The 15,155-nt window shown below is 39.4% G+C and carries 18 protein-coding genes; all 18 read left to right on the top strand.

Annotated elements, in window-relative coordinates; translation table 11 throughout:
- On the top strand, positions 1–332 hold a 332-nt coding region (locus CYQ88_RS11515; protein ID WP_158236031.1), incomplete at its 5' end, for a hypothetical protein.
- On the top strand, positions 319–918 hold the full coding sequence (pilP, locus tag CYQ88_RS08240; protein WP_101840880.1) for a type IV pilus biogenesis protein PilP: 600 nt from the start codon (positions 319–321) through the stop codon (positions 916–918). The genes CYQ88_RS11515 and pilP, both read left to right, overlap by 14 nt.
- Positions 919–930: 12 nt before the next feature.
- Positions 931–2,484 carry a GspE/PulE family protein gene (locus CYQ88_RS08245; protein WP_101840881.1) on the top strand — a complete coding sequence of 518 codons (1,554 nt, stop codon included), beginning with the start codon at positions 931–933 and terminating at the stop codon, positions 2,482–2,484.
- Positions 2,485–2,504: 20 nt separating this feature from the next.
- Positions 2,505–3,572 (top strand): type II secretion system F family protein, encoded by a 1,068-nt coding sequence (locus CYQ88_RS08250; protein ID WP_158236032.1) that lies wholly within the window; start codon positions 2,505–2,507, stop codon positions 3,570–3,572.
- 47 nt (positions 3,573–3,619) lie between these two features.
- On the top strand, positions 3,620–4,216 hold the full coding sequence (locus CYQ88_RS08255; RefSeq protein ID WP_101840883.1) for a hypothetical protein: 597 nt from the start codon (positions 3,620–3,622) through the stop codon (positions 4,214–4,216).
- Positions 4,217–4,387: 171 nt separating this feature from the next.
- Complete coding sequence (locus tag CYQ88_RS08260) at positions 4,388–5,353, top strand: ATPase, T2SS/T4P/T4SS family (RefSeq protein WP_101840884.1); 966 nt, start codon at positions 4,388–4,390, stop codon at positions 5,351–5,353.
- Between the two features lie 2 nt (positions 5,354–5,355).
- Positions 5,356–5,799 carry a type IV pilus biogenesis protein PilM gene (gene pilM / locus CYQ88_RS08265; protein WP_101840885.1) on the top strand — a complete coding sequence of 148 codons (444 nt, stop codon included), beginning with the start codon at positions 5,356–5,358 and terminating at the stop codon, positions 5,797–5,799.
- Positions 5,800–5,811: 12 nt separating this feature from the next.
- Positions 5,812–7,443, top strand: a complete 1,632-nt coding sequence (pilV, locus tag CYQ88_RS08270) for a shufflon system plasmid conjugative transfer pilus tip adhesin PilV (protein ID WP_101840945.1) — start codon at positions 5,812–5,814, stop codon at positions 7,441–7,443.
- Between the two features lie 140 nt (positions 7,444–7,583).
- Positions 7,584–8,594 carry a hypothetical protein gene (locus CYQ88_RS08275; protein ID WP_101840886.1) on the top strand — a complete coding sequence of 337 codons (1,011 nt, stop codon included), beginning with the start codon at positions 7,584–7,586 and terminating at the stop codon, positions 8,592–8,594.
- Positions 8,591–9,346, top strand: coding sequence for a hypothetical protein (locus CYQ88_RS08280; protein WP_101840887.1), 756 nt, complete (start codon positions 8,591–8,593; stop codon positions 9,344–9,346). Before CYQ88_RS08275 ends, CYQ88_RS08280 begins: the two co-directional genes overlap by 4 nt.
- Complete coding sequence (locus CYQ88_RS08285; RefSeq protein WP_158236033.1) at positions 9,330–9,848, top strand: transglycosylase SLT domain-containing protein; 519 nt, start codon at positions 9,330–9,332, stop codon at positions 9,846–9,848. Before CYQ88_RS08280 ends, CYQ88_RS08285 begins: the two co-directional genes overlap by 17 nt.
- Positions 9,845–10,345, top strand: a complete 501-nt coding sequence (locus CYQ88_RS08290; RefSeq protein ID WP_101840889.1) for a PFL_4695 family integrating conjugative element protein — start codon at positions 9,845–9,847, stop codon at positions 10,343–10,345. Before CYQ88_RS08285 ends, CYQ88_RS08290 begins: the two co-directional genes overlap by 4 nt.
- Positions 10,345–12,525, top strand: coding sequence for a type IV conjugative transfer system coupling protein TraD (gene traD / locus CYQ88_RS08295; RefSeq protein WP_101840890.1), 2,181 nt, complete (start codon positions 10,345–10,347; stop codon positions 12,523–12,525). The genes CYQ88_RS08290 and traD overlap by 1 nt, the downstream gene beginning before the upstream one ends.
- Positions 12,525–13,199, top strand: a complete 675-nt coding sequence (locus CYQ88_RS08300) for a DUF4400 domain-containing protein (RefSeq protein ID WP_101840891.1) — start codon at positions 12,525–12,527, stop codon at positions 13,197–13,199. The genes traD and CYQ88_RS08300 overlap by 1 nt, the downstream gene beginning before the upstream one ends.
- A gap of 8 nt (positions 13,200–13,207) precedes the next feature.
- Positions 13,208–13,960, top strand: a complete 753-nt coding sequence (locus tag CYQ88_RS08305; RefSeq protein WP_101840892.1) for an EAL domain-containing protein — start codon at positions 13,208–13,210, stop codon at positions 13,958–13,960.
- Positions 13,961–14,050: 90 nt separating this feature from the next.
- Positions 14,051–14,524, top strand: coding sequence for an RAQPRD family integrative conjugative element protein (locus CYQ88_RS08310; protein ID WP_101840893.1), 474 nt, complete (start codon positions 14,051–14,053; stop codon positions 14,522–14,524).
- The gene (locus tag CYQ88_RS08315; protein WP_101840894.1) at positions 14,521–14,745 is read left to right on the top strand and encodes a hypothetical protein; all 225 of its coding nucleotides are present in this window, start codon (positions 14,521–14,523) and stop codon (positions 14,743–14,745) included. The genes CYQ88_RS08310 and CYQ88_RS08315 overlap by 4 nt, the downstream gene beginning before the upstream one ends.
- Before the next feature lie 15 nt (positions 14,746–14,760).
- Positions 14,761–15,150, top strand: a complete 390-nt coding sequence (locus CYQ88_RS08320; protein ID WP_101840895.1) for a hypothetical protein — start codon at positions 14,761–14,763, stop codon at positions 15,148–15,150.
- Positions 15,151–15,155 lie beyond the last annotated feature (5 nt).

Raw genomic sequence — 15,155 nt, forward strand, 5'->3', positions numbered from 1 at the left:
ACCTAACTTTAAAGCCACAACCGTCTAATAAGATTGAAATTGAAAATCTCTTAGGTTTGCAAGAGGCCTATGTAAGGCTAAATCAATTAGCACAAGCTTATTTATTCAAATTGGAGTTAAGCGTTGGGGAAAAGTTGCCTGGCATTGCTGGCAGAACGAACAAGAACGATAGCAAGGTCTTCGATGAGCTCAAGTTTGGTATTTTGAGTGAAACTCTAACGCCGGAACAAATTCTTAAATTAATTGATATAGAAGGACTTTATATCAATGAAGTTAGTATCAATGATCCTGGATCATGGCAAATAAAAGGACTCCAGTATGTTAAAAGATAATTTTAAAAAAGGTCTTTGGCTTTTATTAGTTTGTGTCGTAAGCCCTTCTGTTTTTGCTGAAAAATCAGGAATAGAACTCTCTAAAGAAATCTCTGCTATTAAGGCCGACACGGCTTTATTGAAAGCCAAGCTGGAGTTGCAAAAAACACGCAAGGCTCTAAATGATTTAGAGGATTCGAAAAAAAACTCGTCATCAAATCTTGCCACACAAAGCAAAAAGCCTCCAACAATGGGTGCTGTGGGCGTTCCTTACACTGTTCCTTTTGGTGTAAACCCATCTACGGGATCTCATTACGGTCTTAATGCCCCTAATAAAAACAACTTCAGAGGTGATTCACCCACTTACGGTCAAAACCCTGAACCCGTGGTTATTTTGATTGAAGGTGCGGAGGATAAATTGACGGCCACCCTTTTAGTTGCTTCAGGCGTTACAAAAATTGTTCGTGTAGGAGATATCGTCGGGAAATGGAAAATTAAGAATATTACAAGCAATGGGGTCGAGTCCGAAACCATTAAAGATAAAGAAACCGTCTTCTTTTCATTTGGTAATGCAAGTTATCAATTTTCATCAAACTCAGAACAATAGGTGGTAGTCGTAATGAGTGATCAGAAACCTCTAACAATGATTGGTGAACAATTTGAGATAGATAACGATAAGCAGAAAATTATTTGCCTTATCGATAACAAACTGTTTGTCGTTAAGGGTGCAGTTGGTAGTCCATTTGTATTGTCATTCATTAGTCGAATCAAACGTAATGGCATTGCCCCTAACGTCATTGAGACTACACCAGAGGTTGTAAAGTCAAAATACACCGCCTATGAAAATGACAAGACAAAGACTTCCACACAAAATCAGTTCACATTGCTAGTTGAAGATGCAGTTAAAAAAGGTGCATCAGATATCCATATCAGATGCACTGAGAACAAAGGAACAACTATTTTATTCCGAATTGATGGTGATCTTAGCATTCAGATGGATAACGATAAGGACTATGAGTATGGTTACTCTTTGGCATCAACAATCTATCAGGCTTTAACCGATGTTTCAGATTCAACTTTTGAGCCTAAAAGAGCACAAGATGCTCGCATCTCTAATGAAAATAGTCAGCTTCCTAATCAATTGCATGGTATTCGAATCGGAACAAGTGCTCAAACAGGTGGTTTTGTTATGGTGCTTAGGCTCCTTTATAAAACAACTAGCAACCAGTCATTCTTGGATATGGGATTATTGCCTAATGAGATTGAAGCCTTAGAGCTATTATTGCATTCGCCCACGGGTATTACGCTTGTTTCAGGGCCTACCGGTTCAGGTAAAACAACACTTCTAACATCTATTCTAGAAAAACGATACAAAGACACCAAAGGCACTAAAAATTTGATGACGGTTGAAGATCCGCCAGAGTATCCGATCCTGGGTGCTGTTCAAACACCTGTTGAGAATGCGGATACCCAAGAAGAAAGATCTGAAAAGTTTCAAAAGGCTATAGCCGCAACTTTACGCCTAGATCCCGACACAATGATGATTGGTGAAATAAGAGACGCTGCGAGTGCTCAACTAGCAATTGAAGCAGCTATGACCGGTCATCAAGTTTGGTCAACGATTCATGTTAATACTGCATTAGGAATTTTGCCTCGTCTAATAGATTTGAAGGTTCAAAAAGAGCTAGTGACTGATCCCACCATTGTTAAGGGATTAATTAATCAGCGATTAATCAAAAAACTATGTCCAAAGTGCAAGGTTCCGGTGGTTGATGTGATGGATACATTATCCCAATCTCAGAGTAAGCGCATTTCTAGAGAACTTGATTTGCAGTCTGTATACCTCACTGGTAAAGGGTGTGAACATTGTAATCACACCGGCACCAAAGGTCGTGTTGCAGTAGTTGAGGTAATTGTCACAGATCAACACCTGATGGATCTAGTTCGTACAAATGACATTAAAGGTGCCTTGACCTATCTGCGTAATGAAAAAGATGCAACCAGCTTAATTGAAGCTGCTATGAAAAAAATTGAGGAAGGCATTGTCGATCCTTTCAGTGCAGAGGAACAAGTTGGCCCTCTCTCTATGAAATGGGTTGAGGCAGACCACAAAATCACATCAACTGAAATTCATAATGATGTTGGGTTTGACACTGACGGTGGCAAATTATGACCAGTTATTTTAGGGGGCTAATGCAAGAAGATTTTTCTCTTCTCTTTGCAAAATTTCAGTTTAAACGAGATGCCAAGACGCGAAAGCGTATCTGGGAAAAATTGATTGTACTCATTCAGAATGAAGTGCAAATCCTCCAAGCATTAGAGGCTCTTCGTGATCGTACAAAAAGAATGAAAGGAAAAAATCATTATGTTGTCATTGCGCTTGAATCTTGGATTCGAGGCGTAAACGAAGGCCGATTTGTAAATGCTGTTAAGCCTTGGATTAATGATGATGAGGCAATGCTTTTGGTATCTGGGTATGAGTCAGGAAAGCTTGAAAATGCGCTTGAGTCAATCACGACTATCATGGATGGTAAAGCTAAAATCAAAAAAGCCATTGTCTCGGGGTTGAGCTACCCTGCCTTTCTGATTTTGGCTTTGGTTGGAGCACTTAACCTATTTGGAAACGAAGTCATCCCAGCATTTATGGAAATTGCCCCAGACGCTCACTGGTCTGGGTTGGCAGCAGTATCGGTTGATTTATCTCATTTTGCACAACAGTACTTGAATTCTATTCTAATGGGGTTCGCCCTATTGATCATTGTTTTCTTTATTTCCTTGCCTAAGTGGAACTCTGAATTAAGAGTTTACTTGGACAAATATCCTCCTTTCTCAATTTATAGAACGACACAAGGAGCTAGCTTTTTGATTGCGTTTTCAGCCTTCGTTCAGTCTGGCGTCAAAGTAAAAGATGCTTTACATAAATTAAAGGAAAGTGCAAACCCTTGGTTAAAAGAGCGAATTCAGGCAACTTTAATTGGCATCAATTCTGGTAAATCCGTTGGCGATGCCTTACTCGATGCAGGTCATGACTTCCCTGATCGGGAGGTCATTGATGACTTAGGAATTTACTCTAATCTGTCTGGTTTTGAAGATGCATTACGAAAAATTGGGGAAACCTGGCTTGATACAGCAATTGAACAAGTTCAATCCAATATGAAAGTGATTTTTGTTATTGGGTTGGTCTTTTCTGGAATTGTCATTTCAATCTTAATAGGAGGTGTTTTTAGTCTGCAAGAACAACTACAAGATGCTTTACAGTGAGTCACGAGTTACTTAATTCAAATTTAATTAATGGATGGATATTTATTATGAAAAACCAAAACAATAAAAGGGCAACGTTTGAAACAAACCAAATTTGTTCTCAAAAATTTTCACACAAACAAAAGGGGTTTACCCTGGCTGAGCTTGGTCTTGCATTAGCGTTGGGAACCTTGGCATATCTTGGCGGTATGGCTATGTATGAAAGCATTCAGCTTAGTCAGCAAACCGATCAATTAACAAAAGATATTGATGCAATTGGTTCTGGTATTGAAGCCTCGGGAGCTGCAACAGGGACTTATGGGACAGCCTCTTTAGATGAGTATTTAGTTCGTGCTGGAAAGGTTCCTAAAACCATCACAATAACTGGTACAGCCCCTAATCGTGTTTTGAATCATAAATTTGACAGCACAATTCAAACGATGGGACTCACTAACCACTATTATGTCTTGGCAGCTGGTATACCAGGGAATGCTTGTATGGCTTTATTTCAAAGTGCTGTGAGCTGGAATCGAATTTCAGTAGGAACAGCCCCTACTGCTGCGAATGTGACAACCATAGGTGATAACGCACCCTACACACAAGCAAAGGCAGCTGCGGCCTGTGGTCTGGAAGATAGCCTTAACGATATTTACTTTATCAAATAAATATAGGGTTAACGGGCATGGAAAATCAAGAAGCCAAGGAAGAGTCTGTTCTTTTTATTTTTGGGTTATTGGTTACGTTTGCTATTGAGGAAGTGTTGAAAATGCTTTTTCAATAGCGACGCCTTGTATGTTGCATAAACTATGTATTTATAAAATAGAACATAGAGTTATATGATGAAACAAACGACAAATAGTATTTTGGACTACCCTTTTAGTGATCTGTATCTAAGTAAAGATAAGACTTATATGACTGGTGCAAAAATGGATCCAAACCCGACACTTGTGCCAGAGCATCTCAAAGAAGAGGCCAAAGAGCTATTTTCTTTATGTAAGAGTTCTGCTTTTGATCAGAAAAAAGATGAGCTCACTTTAAACCATAAGGAGACGATATTTAGAGTCTCTTTAATGGAGTCTTTAAGCGAAACAATTTATGTTTTAAGGCGTATGCCAAAAAATGTTTTGAGCCTTGAAGAATTAAAATTCCCATCTTCATATATCAATATGCTTTCTCATAAAGATCTAACAGGCTTGGTTATTGTTTCTGGGCCTTTTGGAAGCGGTAAAACAACGACTGCGTCTGCTATTTTAGAGAAAAGATTAAGGCTATTTGGTGGTGTCGGAATATCGATTGAAGACCCTCCAGAAATGCCGCTTGAGGGAAAGCATGGCGATGGAATCTGTTATCAAACATGGGCAGAACAAGATGGTTTCGCAAATGCTACACGTAAAGCCGCCCGATGGGCACCGGATATTATTTATCTTGGTGAAGTGAGGGATGCTGAAACAGCAATTGAAGCCTTGAAAGCATCCATTATGCGATTGGTGATCTGTACAACTCACTCGGATGGCATTGAGACGGCCCTTGAGAGAATTTATGCTTTAGCAAGCTCTCAAGGCCTGCCTGATGATATTAGTGGACTCCTTGCAAGCGGTTTAAGTTGTGTAATTCACCAAGAGCTGAAGCAGCGAGGCCAGGAAGTTTATCCAAGTATAAAATTTCTATGGGCTCGTGGAGAAGCTTCAACACGAGTTAAACAGCTAATCAAAGCTAGAAGCTTTAAAAATTTGGGATCTGAAATTCAAGAACAACTTAACCAAATAATGATTAAAGATCGGCAGAAAAAAAGGGTTGATTAACAATGTACGTATTGGTCTTCTTCTTGATGGTGTCTTCAATCCTTTTATCAAATTCTCTTGAATTGGCAGAGGTTAAGAAAGATCGAATCCAGGCTGTCACAAGTGATGTCAAAGTTGTTAGTTTTCTAGCATATCGAAAAGCTGTGATTGACTATCGGAGTAGTAATCCAGCATTTACAGGTCAGCTGTCATTAGTCGATTTAGCGCCCTATTTCCCTTTGGGATATCAAGAAACTCCAGGCTGGAATAATGTAATTAATACCAATAACATTTTTGTCTACACTCAGGAAACTATGAATATTGATATCTTAAGAAACCGGTTAATGAATTCAATGCTTGTTGGTCACAATGATGCAGGGGGTTTAATTACATTATCGGGGTCACAAACCAATATTGCACTACCACCTATCATACCAAATGGCTCTATTGTCATAGTGGGGAGTTAAGGAAGGATTTATATGGATTCAACTATTAAAAAAACTCAACGCGGCTTCACATTAATTGAAATGACTTTGGCCATTTTTGTCGCTTCTGTGGGGTTTCTTGCTATTGCTGATTATTCTCAAAAAAACGTTGAAGAGATGAAAACCCAAGTTAGCGGCGACTATATGGCCAGCATAGGGAAAGCGGCTAAAGCCTATATTGATGATAACTATCATACGATAGTCGGTATAGCAACTGCTACAACTCCATTCGAATTAGATGTAAATACGTTAGTTGCTTCGAATTATTTGCCCACAGGATATAGCGCAACAAATCCATTTGGCCAGCAGATTAAGGTTCTTGTTCTTGAACCTCAAGTGAATAAGCTAAATGGCTTGGTCATTTCCACTGGTGGAGAACAATTAGATGATGTTTCTTTGTCTCAGTACGTTACCCAAATTGGTGCTTCTGGAGGTGGTGTTTATAGTGAAACGCCAACGGTCATAACTGGTGCCAGAGGTTTGTGGGAAATGTCGCCTGGTGCATTTCAGAATGCGACTGATTTAGGTAACTCCTATACCATTGGTCAGGGACATGCTGTGATTGCGTTGTGGTATGACAGCAATCAATCAACATCAGGTTTTTTATATCGTGATCAAATCGCTAGTCATCCGGAACTTAACCGAATGAATACAGATATCGATATGGGATCCAATAATGTTAACAATGCAACTTCAGTAAATGCCACAACAGAGGTCAAAGGGCCGGTTTTTGTGGATGCTGATAATAATTTTTTCTATGTTGACCCTAGCGGGGGTTCCATTATGAACCAAGTTCAGGCTAATGCTTTTTATGATTTAAATGATGGAGCTTTCTATGTTGATCCTAATGGTATTTCAATCCTGAATGATGTAAGGCCATCAATTATCTATGATCGAGATTCCATCAGCTACTATGTAGATCCAAACGGAACTTCTCACACTAATGTACTTCACACGAATCAACTTTTTACTGGCGCAAGTATACAAGCCCCGGCGATGCATGATCGTGATGACAATAATTTTTATTTAGACCCGAATGGTATGTCGGTAATGAATGATGTTAGACCATCAATTATCTATGATCGAGATGATGCAAATTTTTATGTAGATCCAGGTGCTACCTCACACACCAACTCTCTTCATACAAATTTACTTTTTACTGGTGCGAGTATACAGGCCCCTGCCATGCATGACAGGGATGACAATAATTATTATATAGACCCAAATGGCGTGTCAAGAACCAATATAAACGTTCCCAATTGGATTGATATTCAAGGGGTTGTTACCGCAGGTGATGCCTGTTCAACGCCTGGTCGTATGGCTAAAAACTCAATTGGTCGGATACTTAATTGTCAAGATGGTACATATCAGTTGGTTGGTGCAGAAATGGTTATGAAATCCTCTGTTATATATGCTAATGCAGGGCAAACAACAACTTTGAATATGGGTGTAAAAAAGTTCTGTGCTCTCAATTATGTATTTAAAGATTCCCGATTTAGTGGTTCCTGTAGCGTAACTCCAGCGATGTCTCCCTTTTCCTACACCCCGACAACATGGACTCTAGCAGCGACTAAAGCCCCCGGATCTGATGGACTAGCAACTGCTTGTAGTGCTGTATGCTTCTAAGTATTTCCCCTGGGCTTTGAGTAAGAAATTTCTAAAAATTACAAATACTGGAACTTGATATTTGTAATTGATAAAAAAATATTCGTTTTATTGCATTATTTACTTGAATGAAAATCAAACCAATTCAGGTCAGGTGATGTATGAGCGAAAACCTTTTAAATGAAGTTGAATACCCTTTAAACGGAGATTCAGAAAATCCAGAAATTTCTGAAATCGTCAAAAATGATAAACAAAAAAAAGCTTCCCGGCCAAAAAGATCACTATTAAAGCTATTCTTTTTGATACTGAGTTTGCTACTACTGGCCGCAGTTGTTTTAGCCGGATTGTATATTTTTCAGTCTGGCCAAAATCCATTTAATAGTGTTTTCAACCAAATATCTTTTGAATCCAAAACCTCAAAACTGGATGAACCTGAAGCTTCAAAACCTGATGGTATATCACCAGTGGAGGTTCAACGTCTTGCACTATTTGAGCCAGAACAGCCGATCCAAACGATGCGTATCAGAAATGATACTCATATCAAGAATGATATAGGTGAAACCCCAAATTTATTGAACGGGCTTGAACCGGTATCAGATACCAAACTCACAAGCACTCAATCTGAAAGCATTATTGCTACCCAAGAGGTAGAACCTTCTCACGACCCCAGTATTACGCCTGTAAATCTTGCTAAATTTCATGATGACCTAATCGCTGAAATTGATTTAAAAGATAAAGAAATTCTCTTCCAAATTAATGCCCTTGAAAATGCCATTAAAAGTATTGAAAGATCAATAGAGGGATTAAACCAGAAGCTATCACGCAACTCTAAGAGAACCTCAGATAATGACCGAGAGCTTGCAAGTATCAAAAAGTTTGTTAGCGACGTTAATTCTAAAGTTAAAAAGGTCTCGTACCTGGTAAAAAAACAAGAGAAAAAAATACTCTCAAAAAAGGTTAAACAGGCATCCCCACCTGTACTTTCTTCCTTTGCTATTTGGAATGGTAAAAACGCTGTTTATGTAGAGTATCCAAAAGGCAAGTTAACGATGCTGTATGAGGGAGATATTGTTAATTCCTGGTTAGTTCAATCCATCAACTCAGTTAAAAAAGAGGCCGTATTCAAACGCGGGAATAAAACAGAAGTACTTTCCATTGGAGGTAAGAAATGAAACCAGTAATTGCAATTATTATGTTGATACTCTCTTGTCCTTCATGGGCCTTGGACAAAACGCCTAATGAGCAGGTAAGCGTTCAAAAAGAACGTAGTGATAGTTCTAATCTTGAAATATCAAAAGTTGAAGTCTCAAAGTTTGAAAAGAACTTTTGGGGGTTGTCTGATCAAGAATGGCAGCGCTATTTAAAGATCAAGCCGATTGCCCAAAAACTAGGGAAAACGTCAGTCAGTAGTACACCTCCAGAGATTTTAGCTATCTTTGCTGAAAATAATTCAGAACGCCGCCGGTTCGCTAAATTGTTTGCCGAAAAATACGATTTATACGTCGGAAACTTATTAGCCGTGAATGCTGCTATATCAAGTATTCAAGACGAAATGTATGCTCATAAACCAGTACTAAACCCTAATAAAATGAATGCTCTTCGAGGTTCGTCTTTTAGAACCACTGATACGATTCAGTACTTCACTGAATTAAATTGCGATGATTGCGATATTGCTCTTCGAAAGTTAATACGTCAAGTGCGGCTCTATGGAATGAAGATGGATATCTTTTTTGTTGGTAAAAACGTATCTGAAGATCAGATCAAACAGTACGCTGAAACCAATATTCCAAAGGAATTAGTTCTAAAAAATAAGCTTACTCTAAATGTTGACCCCGGCTTTGCAAAAAAACATGACCTACTAATTCCCGTGTCCTTTATTTCTCATGACGGTGGGCCTCTTGAGAACCATGACCCGAACTTATAGTTTTTTGTTATCAGTTCTACTATTTACGTGGAGTTGTTCTGCGGCCTCTAAGTATGAATCGATATTTGATGAAGTCGGTCGTAACCTTGGGATCGACCCCATTATTCTATATGGCCTTGCTGTTCAGGAATCATCCCCACCTGACCAACATAGGCCTTGGCCGTGGACTATCAATGTTGCAGGAAAAGGCTATTGGTTTAACACGAAGTCTGAGGCAGTTGAAGCTATAAAGATTGCGACTCGGTTGGGTATTCAAAACATTGACATTGGAATGATGCAGATCAATTGGAAATGGCATGGCCACCACTTTAAATCATATAGTGAGGCACTGGATCCAAAAAGAAATTTAGAAACTGCTGCAAGCATTTTAAAGACGTTTAAAAACTACCCGATTTTTGTGGCTATTGGTAAGTACCACTGCCCTTCTAAGGTTCCTTGGTGTGAAAGAGCTGCTCAAGAATATGCCGTTAAAGTAGTGAACAGGATTAAGTCATTATTATGAAAAAATTAGTTTTCGTTTTTCTCTCGATTGGGATATTCAATGTGGCATTTGCTACCCCGCCGACTTGGGGTGTTCTTGGGCCAACAAAGCCTTTTCAATCTCCTATTGGCCAAAATATCAACAGGCCTGTAAAACCTCAGATTAATCCGATGTCTTATGCTCAAATGGTAGGTAACAACTTGCCCATAAAGTCACGCCTTTCGCCAGGTAAGTTTGAAAGATTTCGCTCAGAACCAGCCGTTCGAGTGACACGGCCTATTTGCCTAGTTGGTTACGATGATTTGTCTTTGTCATGGCTGGAAAATAATCGAGATGCATTGTCTCGATACAATGCCGTTTGCTTTGTGATGCAAGTTCAAAATTTAGCTCAAATGAAACGTATCAAACGTATTGCTGGGAAGATATTATTTCAACCGGTATCTGGTGAACAGATAGCTTTAGACTTTAAAGTTCCAGCTTACCCAGCATTAATTTATGATGGATGGGTGATCCAGTAATGTTTTTTGGCCGACCAAAGTATCCCATTGAATCTTTATTAAGGCCACCGGTTGAGCTGTACTCTGCTTGGACGGCATGGTTATTGGCTGTAGTTGCTATTTATATGCCTTCATTGATTATGATGACTCAAGGTGTTGCTTATGTCGCTTGTGCAGCACTTTTTTTCGTTGGTCTAAACCGATTCTTTCAGGGTTACGCAATCTGGAAGTATCATAAGAATCTAGTTCGCCTTCCGTATTACGGTCTTAAGCCACGCCAAATTCCAGTTAGTAATCGCCATTTATTTTTAGGTATGGGATTTAAATGGACTCAACGACATACGCAGCGGCTTCAGGATGCTTTAGATCCAGTTAACGAGGGTTATTTGGAACCTGGATTTGGCTATCAATTGGGACGTAACTTAGAAAGCATTTATTTTAGTTGGCCAGTCCAAAAGGCATTATTTCCTTTTAGTTTTTTAGAAAAACATAGTTCCTGGTTTAAGGCCGCTTCTAAAAAATCAAAAAATGTGTGGTTAGCATTTTGGTTTCGAAGCATATTGGCTCCGCTTCCACCAGTGGGCGGTAAACCAGCGATTCATGCTGTTGGTATGTTAGAAGGTGAAAAAGCCATAGTATTGCCATTGGGTGAGCGTGTTGGCCATACACTCGTGCTAGGTACAACTCGTGTCGGAAAAACTAGGCTTGCCGAGATCCTGATTACTCAAGATATCCGTCGTGGAGATGTGACATTTGTGTTTGATCCTAAGGGTGATGCGGATCTGATGATGCGCTGCAAGATGGAAGCGGAAAGGTCTGGTCGCCCTTTCTACAATTTCAATCTTGGCTTTCCTGAAATATCTGCTAGGTATAACGGTATCGGTAATTTCTCAAAAATTACCGAACCGGCTGGACGTTTAACAGATGCCTTACCCTCTGAAGGTAACAGTGCAGCGTTTAAGGAATTTGGATGGCGGTTTGCCAACATTGTTATTCAAGCAGATGTCGCGCTTGGCAACAAGCCGCATTATCAACGCATCAGACGATACATTAATAACGTCGAGCCTTTATTAATGGATTATGGTCGTACAACCCTTAATAAACTGGGGCCTGAAGGCTGGCAACAAACCTATAACCAGATTCTCAATAACCTAAATCCCCAAACGCTTCCGTTCGCCTTGAAGGATCGCAACCCCGAAGCGATCGCATTATTAAAAACCGTTGAGAAGTTGGATTTTTATGAACCGGTGCTCGACGGCCTGTTATCTGCATTCAAATATGATCGTTCTTATTTCGATAAGATCGTCTCCTCTCTTGGCCCGCTTCTGGAGAAACTAACGACCGGCAGAATCGCTGATTTAATTGCTCCGAATTATGATGATTTAACAGATAAGCGACCAATCTTTGATTGGATGTCGGCCATTCGACAAGAAGCTGTGGTTTATGTTGGTCTTGATGCTTTATCTGACTCAACCATTGCAAGTGCAGTCGGCGCTTCGATGTTTGCTGATTTAACTTCCGTCTCTGGGTTTATATATAAACACGGAATTGACTTTGGATTACCTTCTGGACTCATAGAAAAGATTAAATCCGGTAAGTTAAAGATTTCCATTCATGCAGACGAATTCAATGAGCTTGTTGGAGATCAGTTTATACCAATGGTCAATAAGGCTGGCGGTAGCGGCTTCCAAATTACGGCCTATACCCAGACAATTTCAGATATTGAGGCTAGAATCGGCTCAAAATCCAAATCCGGTCAGATTCAAGGTAACTTCAACAATTTAATATTGTTACGAGTTAAGGAACCCGAAACAGCTGAAGTTTTGACTAAGCAGCTTCCTAAAGTTCGTGTTAATGAGTTGATGCAGGTTTCTGGTGCAAATGACTCATCTAACCCAGGAAGTGGTGTGGACTTCACCTCAAAGAATGAGGATCGACTTAGTACACGAGAAGTTGAAATGCTGACTAATTACGACATTATTTCATTGCCGAAAGGTCAGGCATTCGCATTGATCGAGGGCGGTAACTTATACAAGATCAGAATGCCTTTGCCGGAAAAGGAAGATGATAAAAATATCACGACAGACTTCAAAAAAGCCTATGAACAAATGAAGGCTAAATACAAAACAGGCGAAGGTCTTTTGTCTAAAGATAACCATTGGCTTGATCTAATGGATGACATAGATAAGGTGGCTGCATAATGTCTGACTCTGCATCTCAAGCTGAGAATACAAAGAAGGGACTATTCCTAACCCTTTTGGATATAGTTGTCGCTTTGATAATGACTTACCTCGGATCTCTTTTTCTATCCGTCATTATTGAACTTCTGGGAATCTTTTTTAATTGGTGGGATCTACCAGGTGCGTTACACGCAAAGGCATCTCTTAAAAAAGAGCTGGAATGGTTAAATTCTGATTTTAAAGAAATAATGATTGCCCCAGTTGAAATCGCGCTTTTCGCCTTAAAATTAATGTACGAATATGTAATTGAGGCAAGCCATTTAACTTGGTTAATTGAAAAGCTGCAAGGAACTGTCTTAGAGCAATATTTTATTGCCATAGCATATACCATCGAACTCAATGCTGTGCGATTAGCAGTGATCGTAATGTCTCTCCCAGCCTTCATTCTATTTGGAATCTATGCCATTGTAGACGGCTTGAATGAAAGAGACGTTAGAACTTGGTCAGGTGGCCGAGAAAGTTCATTCGTATATCATCATACAAAACGTTGGATTACAACCTTTATTTACCTTCCGATAATCGTTTATTTATCTTCGCCCTGGAGCATTCACCCATCGTTATTCATGCTAGCTTTCGCTTTACCTTTTTCTTATGCGATTTGGCTTGCCACAATGTACTTTAAAAAATATATGTGAGGCTCGAAATGATTTCTAAAATTGAAAAAAGCTTCTACCTAGCCTATCAACCAATCGTCGATCGAAATAAGAAAATTGTCAAATATGAAGTTTTATCTCGATGGGATTTTGAGCAAATCAAGATAACGCCACAAGAACTTATTGATTGGGCTGAAGACGATATTGGAGGAATCATTTTATTAGACGCGATGGTTTTTAAGCGATTTACAAAAGATTTCAACGAGCTGAAATTGAAAAATAACGTTAAATTCTGTTTGAATGTCAGCCCAATAACGCTTGGTATGGATCCAAACTTCATTTTAAATATTGAGAGCGTTATAAAATCGACAACCGCCAAGCGCGTTGAGGTCGAAGTTTTGGAAAGTAAGGTCAAGCCTGAACTTGAGTTTTCAGTACAAACCGCACTTAGGTTGATTTGCCAAAAAGGCATAGGGATATCGCTTGATGACTTTGGGAATGGCCACGCTTGTGTAAGAAAGTTAATTCATGGCTATACAAATATTAAAATCGATGGTGAATTAGTTTCCAAAATACATTTGTGCAGCAGAACAAAACATGTTGTGTCCACCGTTATTGAGTTGGCACACACACTGGGCAAAACCGTTACCGCAGAAAAAATTGAGTGTACCGAACAGTATCATGAGCTACTGGCCATTGATTGTGATTTTTTTCAAGGATTCTTTTTTGGTCGTCCGATGAAGCTTGAAGACCTAAATAAACCTTGTTATTCAGCGCCTTTCTTTTGGGAGAAGGTTGTTTAAAATTACAAATACCGAAACTTGATATTTGTAATCGCCACCCTTCCCTTCACTTTTTGGCATGATTGCCCTGTCGTTTTGAGAGGGATAGTCATGAACAAATTACGTTTAATTTCTTTAATTTTTTTTGGGACTTCACTATTGGCTGGTTGTTCAACCAGTGGTGATGTGAAGCATAAAAACCAGGAAGTCTCTAAGACTCCCATTCAGCCACCGGTTAACAAACCGCAGTATCAAGCAAACAAAGTTGAGGTACTGCCACTCGACTCTACAACTCAGTTACGCCCGGTTTCGATTAAACCTTCTTTTTATAGCAGCTATGAAGCTTCAGATATGTCCTCTTCAGAAAGAAAGGCATTACTGAACATTGTGTCACACCTGCAAGAAATCAATATCTTGATCCGCACTGCTGAGACTCAACAAAACCCAGATCAGAGAATTAAATTCCGATATGACTGGCTCAGAAAAGACCTTTATAAGATCAATCGCGGTATATCAGACCACTTAAGCAGTCCAGAATCTCAGCCTCGCTCTTTTGAACCTGTTATGGGTGAATACCGGCGATGAACTTTGATGTCTTTGAAAGTATTGCTGGAGATGTTTCAGTCTTTTCGGCCTTATTTTTAGGACTGTTCATTATGCTTGTGTTTGCAAGAGTTGGATTGACTGTGATCAGTCACTTTAAGTTAATTCAAAGTGAAAAAATCAAATTAGAAGAATTCACTACTTACACAATTTTTCTATTTATTTTTTTAATCATTGCGGTTGCTTTTACGCAATCCATTTAAGCTAGGAGTTTATAAATGAAATCATTCTCTTTTTTTGCGTTAGCTGTTGTTATTGGGTCATGGGTGCTTAGTTATTCACCTGATGCATTTGCTGTTGTTCCCCAGCAGCCCGATGTTCAGTTGGGTGACATCTTACAAAACGATGCCCCACTAGACCAAAAGATCATGAAGATTTTTGGATGGGTCATCACTGTCATTGGTGCCTTTGTCATTATCGGTATTTTAGTGGTAGTCGCTCAAACTGCGATTGGCGACCTGAATAAAGTACGTGACGATAAAGAATATAAGAACTTCACCATGACGGACTTTATTCGAAATATTATTTTGGGTGTTGTGGCCATGATGATCTCAATTCCAATTGGTTACATGCTGTTTTCGTATGGAACGAACATGGCAAATGGTTAAACAGA

It is taken from the genome of Hydrogenovibrio sp. SC-1, assembly GCF_002848135.1.
Lineage (GTDB): Bacteria > Pseudomonadota > Gammaproteobacteria > Thiomicrospirales > Thiomicrospiraceae > Hydrogenovibrio.